The organism is Flavobacterium bomense (genome assembly GCF_003970355.1).
This window is the reverse complement of the sequence record NZ_RYDJ01000099.1, coordinates 1-1,440: the sequence shown is the minus strand read 5'-3', so window position 1 is coordinate 1,440 and position 1,440 is coordinate 1. Positions and strand designations below refer to the sequence as shown.

At 39.1% G+C, this 1,440-nt stretch carries 2 protein-coding genes; both read left to right on the top strand.

Features of this window, described 5'->3' with window-relative positions; translation table 11 throughout:
- On the top strand, positions 1-537 hold a 537-nt coding region (locus EKL98_RS15845), incomplete at its 5' end, for an NADH-ubiquinone oxidoreductase-F iron-sulfur binding region domain-containing protein (protein ID WP_317125399.1).
- 89 nt (positions 538-626) lie between these two features.
- A partial coding sequence (locus EKL98_RS15840; protein ID WP_126563134.1) for a 2Fe-2S iron-sulfur cluster-binding protein occupies positions 627-1,440 on the top strand: 814 nt, incomplete at its 3' end.

Below are 1,440 nucleotides of genomic sequence, written 5' to 3'. Positions count from 1 at the left end.
AGACCTTTGAAAGCTTTTGTTCCCGGAGGTTCTTCTGTTCCTGTTTTACCAGCCCATTTAATTTATAAAACCGCTAACAACGAAGACCGTTTGATGACTTACGAGAGTTTGAGCGATGGTGGTTTTGCAACGGGTTCGATGTTGGGTTCAGGAGGATTTATTGTGTACAATGATACTTCTTGTATCGTACGAAATACTTGGAATTTCTCTCGTTTTTACCACCACGAATCTTGCGGACAATGTTCGCCTTGTCGTGAAGGAACCGGTGGGATGGAAAAAGTATTGCACAGACTAGAAAACGGTCACGGCTGTGAAGAAGATATCGATTTGCTTTTGAGCATCCAAAGCAAAATAGAAGGGAATACAATTTGTCCTTTGGGTGATGCAGCAGCTTGGCCAGTGGCAGCAGCAATTCGTCACTTTAGAGATGAATTTGAATATCATATTCGTTTTCCGGAAAAAATAAAAAACAGAGACCATTTTGTTGCTGAACCTTTTGAAAGTGTGAAGCATTTAGTTTCTAAATTAACAGTATAATTTAAAAGTCAGAAGTTGAAAGTTAGAAGTTAGAAGTGAAAAAAAAACACTTACCCTTTTAAACTTTTAAACTTTTAAACAAATAGAAAATGAAAGTAACCATAGACGGTCATGAGATTGAGGTAGAACCAGGAACAACGATCCTGCAAGCAGCCAGAATGATTGGAGGAGAAGTAGTTCCACCAGCGATGTGCTACCATTCTAAACTAAAAGGAAGCGGTGGAAAATGCCGTTGTTGTTTATCGGAAGTTTCCAAAGGAAGTGAAGCCGATCCAAGACCAATGCCAAAATTAATGGCTTCCTGCGTAACGGGTTGTATGGACGGAATGGAAGTAAAAACTAAATCGTCGCCTAGAGTTCAAGAAGCTCAAAAAGCAGTGACGGAATTTTTGTTAATCAACCACCCTTTGGATTGTCCAGTTTGTGATCAAGCGGGAGAATGCGATTTGCAAAATTTAAGTTTCGAACACGGAAAATCTGAAAGTCGTTTTATTGAAGAAAAAAGAACTTTCGAACCAGAAGATATCGGTCCAAATATTCAATTGCATATGAATCGTTGTATTCTATGCTATCGTTGTGTAATGGTTGCCGATCAAATAACAGACGACCGAGTACACGGAGTAATGGATAGAGGTGATCATTCGAATATTTCGACTTGTATTTCGCATGCTATCGATAATGAGTTCTCAGGCAATATGATTGATGTGTGTCCTGTTGGCGCCTTGACCGACAAAACTTTTAGATTCAAATCGAGAGTTTGGTTCAACAAACCTTATGATGCGCACAGAGATTGTCCAACTTGTTCTGGAAAAACTACGGTTTGGATGTTTGGTGACGAGATTCAAAGAGTTACGGGTAGAAAAGATGAATTTCACGAAATAGATGAATTCATTTGCAACAGTT